Source organism: Coriobacterium glomerans PW2, assembly GCF_000195315.1.
GTDB lineage: Bacteria > Actinomycetota > Coriobacteriia > Coriobacteriales > Coriobacteriaceae > Coriobacterium > Coriobacterium glomerans.
This window is the reverse complement of record NC_015389.1, coordinates 2109263-2115681: the sequence shown is the minus strand read 5'-3', so window position 1 is coordinate 2115681 and position 6419 is coordinate 2109263. Positions and strand designations below refer to the sequence as shown.

Sequence of the window (6419 nt, the reverse complement as noted above, 5' to 3'; positions counted from 1 at the left end):
TGAAATCATATGTTCACCGATATGCATGATGCGGGTTATTTTCATGTGTGATTACGATGGAACTCGGCGTTTCTCTGCATCAATGGTGTGCTCATTGACATTCCCGCACGGTATTCCTACAATCTTGAGGCTTACGTCTCTACTTCTTAGGTAAAGAAAACCGCAGCAGGAGGATATCTATTATGAAGCGTACGTATCAGCCGAACAAGCGTAAACGCGCCAAGTCGCATGGCTTCCGCGCCCGCATGGCGACCAAGGGCGGTCGTGCCGTTCTGGCTCGCCGTCGCGCCAAGGGCCGCCGTCGCCTGACCGTCTAGCGCCGTGTGCGGCGAGCATGAGGACCATCGCATCTCATTCTGATTTCGAGCGGGTGTTCAGTCGCGGATATCGACTCAATCATCCGTTGATGAGAATGGTCATATGTCGTCTCGACGACGAGGGCGCGCCCGGGCGGGTTGCCTTTGCTGCAGCGAAGCGCCTCGGTTGCGCGCCTCGCCGCAATCGCGCGAAGCGCGTCATGCGCGCGTGCGCGCGCAACCTTGGTTTTCCCGTTCAGGGCTTCGACGTCATTTTATTTGCGACGCGCGCAACGGGGTCGGCATCGCAGGCAGATCTGACTTCGGCACTCACCTCTCTTTGCGGAAGGGCGGGCATGCATGCGCACTGAGATCGCAAATCGCTCTCGCGGCGGGTGCCGCCTCGATTTAGCTCGGAGGTCCTGCAGAAGAATCGCGACGGTACCCATCCGGCTGTATCAGCGAGGGATCTCTCCCCTGCTGCCGGATGCGTGCATATATGAACCGAGCTGCTCGCGGTATGCGATAGAGGCTATCGAGAGGCACGGGCTCGTCCGTGGCTGCTGGCTCGCATCTTGTCGCATCCTGCGCTGCACTCCTTGGCACGCCGGGGGCTATGATCCCGTTCCTTAGTGAACAGACAGTATCGGAGGACTTCCCATGTGGGATTGGATTGTCAATATACTCTTTCAGATCTTGAAATTCATTCAGTCGCTCGCAGGCGACTGGGGGCTTTCGGTTATCATCTTGACCCTCATCGTGCGTCTGGTCCTGGCCCCCGTGCTTTTGAAGTCGACGAAATCGACAGCTCGTATGCAGGTCTATCAGCCCAAGATGGAGGAAATCAAGCAGAAGTACGCAGATGACCCGCAGCGGCAGCAGCAGGAGATCCAGAAGTTCTACGCGGAGAATCATTTCAACCCACTCGGCGGATGCATGCCGTTGCTGTTGCAGATGCCGATCATGATCGCCCTGTTCACCTTGTTGAAAAGCTTGCCGACGTATTTCCCGGATTTTGACAAGGGCAGCTTCTCGTTCTATAACCTCTTGCCTGATCTGACAACCTCTCCAAGCGCCTCCTTCGCGCAAGGGGGAGCGTCAGGAGCCGCTCCCTACCTGGTCATACTCGTGCTGTTTGGTTTGCTCAGTCTGATACCTCAGCTCTATATGGCTAAGAATCAGACGGGCTCGCAGGCTCAGTCGATGAAGATGATGTCCGTGGTCATGGCGGTCGTGATGCTGTGGTTCGGTTGGGCTCTTCCCGCCGGCGTTCTTCTCTACTACGATGTCTCCAGCGCCTGGCAGACCGTTCAGCAGATTTTTGTCACGCAGAAGATTCTCGAGCGCACGAAGGCCGAGGAGGAGCAGCGTTTGGCGAACGCGCCGATTGAGGTCGATGTCGTTCGCCGTGAGCACAAAGTGAGACCCAAGAAGAAGAATTGAAAGGTTGCACTATAATTAGGTACCTTATTAGTGGAGGATGCCATGGACGTTCAATCATCTGCTGTGTTACCTGTGATCGGGCAACCTGAAGACCAAACGAGTGTCGAAGCCATTTCCGATCTTGCATCTCGCTATAGAAGCGGTGAGCAGCTCAGTGAGGCAGATATCGATGTCATCGCTGATACGGCGATCACTGTTCTTCGCGACTTACTTGGTTATTTTGATGCTTCCGATGTCTCGATCGATGAATATGAGAGCGATGAGGGCGAACTGATTCTTGATATCGGCGCTTCAAATCTCGCCGTTCTGATCGGTCGACATGGACGCACACTTGATTCCCTTCAAACCATGCTGTCCTTGCTTGTGAGCCGAAAATTCGGTTTCAGATATCCGATCTCTGTTGATATCGAAGGATATAAATCTCGTCGGCGCCATAAGCTGATAGATATGGCGAATTCTGCCGCGATGCGCGTGGTCGCGCAGAACTCCTCTCTTTCGCTTCCCCCTATGAATCCCTATGAGCGTCGCATTGTTCACATATGCTTACGGGAGCATGCGGGTATAGAAACACATTCAGAAGGTCTTGAACCTGATCGGCATGTTGTCATCTCCCCCGTATAGACCACTAGTGAATTTCTGGGTACGCGATAAGCCGTACCACTTTTCTGCCTCAACTTCACGAAGCATAGAGGACTGTCATTCAGGAGGTAATTGTGGGGAGGTCATTCGATCCATTGCCAGTCGATGAAGATGAATTGAATGATCTCTGCATCAGGCTGCTTTTATATTGTGAATCCTGCCGGTTAGAGCTTTTCACGGATCAAGCAGAACTCTGTGTCAGGCATCTGCTCCTTGTTCTCAAGTTGAATCGAACCCAAAATCTTACACGCATCACCGATCCCAACAAGGGACTTATACTGCATGTTCTGGATTCGCTGCTTCTCAGTCGCTATATTCATAGCGATGAGCAGGCTTCACTGCTTGATATGGGTACCGGCCCGGGATTTCCTGGTATTCCTTTACATATCCTCACTCGTTACCCAACTGTTCTCGTTGATTCTGTCCGAAAAAAGATCGAGGCGGTCACTGACATCATTTCTGCCCTTGACTTGAGTTCTGTTTCCGCTATCCACACGCGGTTAGAGGACTTTGCTTTGTCTGATTACGATGGCTTTCCATTTGTTGTTGCACGAGCTCTTGCTCCTTTACCAACGTTACTAGAACTTGCAGCCCCGCTTGTACCTCTTGGTGGTCGCTTGGTACTTACAAAAGGGTTACCGAAACCTGCTGAAGTTACTTCAGGTTTGAGGGTTGCAGATATTGTCGGATTTGCTCTTGTTGACTCTGATGAATTCGATCTACCGGAGAATCTCGGGCATAGATTGATTTTTGTGTTTCAGCGTACTGCTGAATCTCGTGTGAAGCTTCCCCGTCAAAACGGTCTTGCGAAAAAGAATCCTCTTGCATAGATGTTTCACGTGAAACATAATTGAATAGTACCTGATGCCCCTACAGATGTTTCACGTGAAACATCTGTATATAAACTCCGTATCGTGAAAACTACAGTCCTTGGAGGAAATGTGACATATAAAGATGTCAAAAGATCGAAATCTGGAAAAAATACGAGAATAATTGCAATAATCAATCAAAAGGGCGGAGTTGGAAAGTCGACAACAGCTGTCAATCTCGCTGCTGCATTAAGTGAAATGGGCAGAAAGACACTGCTGATCGATTTCGATCCACAGGGAAATTCAACAAGTGGATTCGGAATTGAAAAAGAAGAGCTGGACCAATGTATCTACGACGCTCTTCTGCATAACACTCCCGCTTCCGATCTGATAATACAAACGAATTCCAAACGCGTGTTCATAGTCCCAGCGACAATTCAATTAGCTGGTGCGGAAATAGAGCTTGTCTCAACAATGGCGCGTGAGACCCGTTTAAAGGAACTGATTGCACCAGTGAAGCATGAGTTTGATTTCATCTTGATCGATTGTCCTCCTTCACTTGGATTGCTTACGATCAATGCATTGGCAGCAGCTGACAGCGTGTTGATTCCGATCCAATGTGAATACTATGCACTTGAGGGAGTCACGAAGCTTCTTGAATCTATGAAAATGGTCAAAGGAAGAATCAATACAAACCTTACGATCTATGGCGTCGTTCTGACCATGTATGATTCAAGAACCTCGCTTGCAAATCAGGTTGTTGAAGAAGTCCGTTCGTTTTTTGGAGCAGAAACCTTTAAGACATTGATACCTCGGACCGTTAAGCTATCAGAGGCACCTTCTTACGGGTTGCCCATCACAACGTACGCACCAAACAACAAGGGATCAAAAGCATATATGTCATTGGCAAAAGAGGTGATAAAACGTGCCTAACTCAAAGAGAAAGACGGGATTGGGAAAAGGGCTCAACGCGTTGGTTGATGAAGCCCAGTATGAGACGGGTAACGGGTCTGGTGATATCGCTGTACCAATAGAAGAGGTTGTGCCCAATCCGCATCAACCGAGAACTCAGTTCCATAAGGATGAGCTGAATGAACTGAGCGATTCTATACGGGAGCATGGCGTACTTCAACCGCTTCTGGTGCGGAAAACGAAAAAAGGTTATGAAATAATCGCAGGTGAAAGAAGATATCAAGCTTCAAAACTCGCCGGTTTACGTGAAGTTCCGGTTATCATACGAGATGTAGACAACGAAGAGATGCTGACGCTTGCCCTGATTGAAAATCTTCAACGGTCAGATCTCAATCCGATCGAGGAAGCAAGAGGTTACCAACAACTGCTCAAAGAAGGTCATCTGACCCAAGAGGCATTGTCGAAGGCTGTCTCAAAATCGCGCTCTGCAATAACAAATACATTGCGTCTTCTGGATCTTCCAGTTCAGGTGCAAGATCTACTTTTCGGGGGAAAACTTACAGCGGGTCATGCGCGCGCAATTCTTGCGGTTCCCTATGAAGATGAGCGCATCCGACTTGCGGAAAAAGTAGTCAACGATGGCCTGTCGGTCAGAGCGACTGAAACCCTCGCTCCATTGTTCTCAGTCGAAACCGCATCGCGCTCGCCACGCCCTCTGACCCCCCATTCATTCAAGAAGGCTGCTCGGACTTTACGTCAGAAATTCAATACCAATGTACGAGTCAAAACACTTCGGGGTAAAAATAAGATCGAAATCGAGTTCAAGGATGAGGAAGAGCTGATGCGCATCCTCGCACAAATCATTGATCAAAAGGAGTAGACAAGATATGACACGAAACATTGCAAAAGGAATTTTGGTTGGAGCTGCGATCGCTGCGGGATCCTATATCGGATACCATATAATCGGTGATGAGGAATTCAGAAGCAGCGTCGCAGATAGTTTTCAGCGGGCGAGAGCATCTTCTCAGCAAAAACTTGATGCATTCAACGAGGACGTCGCATTAAAGCGTGCAAAGGTGACTCGCAATCCCGGGGTAAATCAAGGTTGGGTTGAAAAGCAGTGGCATGAAATTGGATATTAAGGTACCTAAGTATTAAGGAAACTCTCTTCCTCTCGTTCCGGAGTATCTTGCCTCGGTTCTCATCGAGCTGCGATAGTCCGGAACAGATGAAGAGAGCACCAAAAGAGGCTATCGTGCGTTGGGCCGTCTCTGCTTCAGTTGTCCGCATGCCGCGTCTATATCCGCACCGCGCGAGCACCTGATTGTCGTCTGAACACCGCGTGCGGTCAAACGCTTCTGCAGCTCCTCCAGTTTGAAGAGCGGTGAGGGATGAAGTTCGCTGTCGGGGAAGTCGCTCAGTTGGATGAGATTGACGTGGCACAAGGTTCCCTCGCAGAAGTCGCAGATAGCACGCATTTCTGGATTCGTATCGTTTATACCCTCGATCATGGCGATCTCATATGTCGGTCTACGTCCGGTTGCCTCGACGTACTCTTGAAGCGCCTCGTACAGACGCGGTAGCGTGTATTTCTTCACGCCGGGCATAAGTTGGTTGCGTGTCTGCTGAGAGGCCGAATGAAGCGAGATCGCGAGTGTGAACTGTTCGGGAAGCTTTGCAAAGGCCCGAATTCCCGGAATGATGCCGCACGTTGAAACAGTGAGATGGCGTGCGCCTATCTTGAGTCCCCGAGGATCGTTCAGCGTGCGCAGGGCTCGTACGGTCTCGTCGAAGTTGGCAAAGGGTTCGCCTTGACCCATGAAGACGACACTGGTCACTCGCTCGTTGAAGTCGCGAGCGATATGAAGAACCTGGTCGACCATCTCGCGCGCCGTGCAGGAGCGGGCGAGACCGGCCAGTCCGGTGGCGCAAAACGCGCAGCGCATACCGCATCCCGCCTGTGTCGAGATGCAAGCCGTCAGTTTGCCTCTTCCCGGGATGCCCACCGCTTCGACCGAGACGCCATCTGAAAACTCAAGGAGGTACTTGCGGGTTCTGTCGCGTGAAATCTGTTGTGCGATCTGACGCGGGACCGCGAAAGAGAACCGTTCGGCCAGTTGCGTGCGAAACGATTTCGGCAAGTTCGTCATCTCATCGAATGACGAAGCATTCTTCTTGTGAAGCCACTCCAGAACCTGAGTGGCGCGAAACATCGGCTGATCAAGCTGGGCAACAGCTGAGCGGATATCGTCATCGCTGAGAGAGCGTATGTCCCTCATCTGATTTGTTTGTTCCATCATGCACCTTTCGGATAACCGGA

At 50.7% G+C, this 6419-nt stretch carries 10 protein-coding genes; 9 read left to right on the top strand and 1 reads right to left on the bottom strand.

The window, feature by feature from the left end; all coding sequences use genetic code 11:
• Positions 1–182: 182 nt before the first annotated feature.
• From rpmH to CORGL_RS09195, 9 genes are all read left to right on the top strand, one after another.
• A complete protein-coding gene (rpmH, locus tag CORGL_RS09225; RefSeq protein ID WP_013709641.1) occupies positions 183–317 on the top strand; it encodes a 50S ribosomal protein L34 in 135 nt (44 codons plus the stop codon).
• Between the two features lie 17 nt (positions 318–334).
• Positions 335–667, top strand: coding sequence for a ribonuclease P protein component (gene rnpA / locus CORGL_RS09220; protein WP_013709640.1), 333 nt, complete (start codon positions 335–337; stop codon positions 665–667).
• On the top strand, positions 657–929 hold the full coding sequence (gene yidD, locus CORGL_RS09755) for a membrane protein insertion efficiency factor YidD (protein WP_013709639.1): 273 nt from the start codon (positions 657–659) through the stop codon (positions 927–929). Before rnpA ends, yidD begins: the two co-directional genes overlap by 11 nt.
• Positions 930–956: 27 nt before the next feature.
• Positions 957–1739 (top strand): YidC/Oxa1 family membrane protein insertase, encoded by a 783-nt coding sequence (locus CORGL_RS09215; protein WP_013709638.1) that lies wholly within the window; start codon positions 957–959, stop codon positions 1737–1739.
• Between the two features lie 42 nt (positions 1740–1781).
• A complete protein-coding gene (locus CORGL_RS09210; protein ID WP_013709637.1) occupies positions 1782–2360 on the top strand; it encodes a Jag family protein in 579 nt (192 codons plus the stop codon).
• Between the two features lie 92 nt (positions 2361–2452).
• Positions 2453–3208, top strand: coding sequence for a 16S rRNA (guanine(527)-N(7))-methyltransferase RsmG (gene rsmG / locus CORGL_RS09750; RefSeq protein WP_013709636.1), 756 nt, complete (start codon positions 2453–2455; stop codon positions 3206–3208).
• Between the two features lie 111 nt (positions 3209–3319).
• On the top strand, positions 3320–4120 hold the full coding sequence (locus tag CORGL_RS09205) for a ParA family protein (RefSeq protein ID WP_013709635.1): 801 nt from the start codon (positions 3320–3322) through the stop codon (positions 4118–4120).
• Positions 4113–4979, top strand: coding sequence for a ParB/RepB/Spo0J family partition protein (locus tag CORGL_RS09200; RefSeq protein WP_013709634.1), 867 nt, complete (start codon positions 4113–4115; stop codon positions 4977–4979). Before CORGL_RS09205 ends, CORGL_RS09200 begins: the two co-directional genes overlap by 8 nt.
• Before the next feature lie 7 nt (positions 4980–4986).
• Positions 4987–5241: a hypothetical protein gene (locus tag CORGL_RS09195; protein WP_013709633.1), complete on the top strand. Its 255-nt coding sequence runs from the start codon at positions 4987–4989 to the stop codon at positions 5239–5241.
• A 108-nt stretch (positions 5242–5349) separates the two neighbouring features.
• Here the strand turns inward: CORGL_RS09195 and rlmN are convergent, their stop codons facing one another.
• The gene (rlmN, locus tag CORGL_RS09190) at positions 5350–6396 is read right to left on the bottom strand and encodes a dual-specificity RNA methyltransferase RlmN (protein ID WP_013709632.1); all 1047 of its coding nucleotides are present in this window, start codon (positions 6394–6396) and stop codon (positions 5350–5352) included.
• Positions 6397–6419 lie beyond the last annotated feature (23 nt).